Origin of the sequence: Vibrio sp. S234-5, from assembly GCF_000960595.1 — a bacterium.
In the GTDB taxonomy this organism is placed as follows: domain Bacteria; phylum Pseudomonadota; class Gammaproteobacteria; order Enterobacterales; family Vibrionaceae; genus Vibrio.
In genome coordinates, this window is record NZ_JZAM01000380.1 from 1 (window position 1) to 203 (window position 203).

Annotated in this window: 1 pseudogene; it reads right to left on the reverse strand. The window is 48.8% G+C overall.

Annotated features, from left to right (window positions below):
- Positions 1-3 precede the first annotated feature (3 nt).
- Positions 4-203, reverse strand: a pseudogene (locus UF06_RS25160) (ABC transporter permease); the annotation flags it as partial.

Below are 203 nucleotides of genomic sequence, written 5' to 3' on the forward strand. Positions count from 1 at the left end.
CAATCATAACGCCTTCCCAGAACCATTTCTAGATGCCGCTTGTTTAGCAGTCGTTACGCGTTGTTTGGCTTTCATACTTTGCTTGAGCTTAGGTGCAATGAGCGCTACCGCAACCAATACTGCGGTCACGAGATTGAGATCCGAGGCCTGAAGGCCAAACATACCAGAACTCAACGCAAAAGCGACGGCTAGTCGATACAACA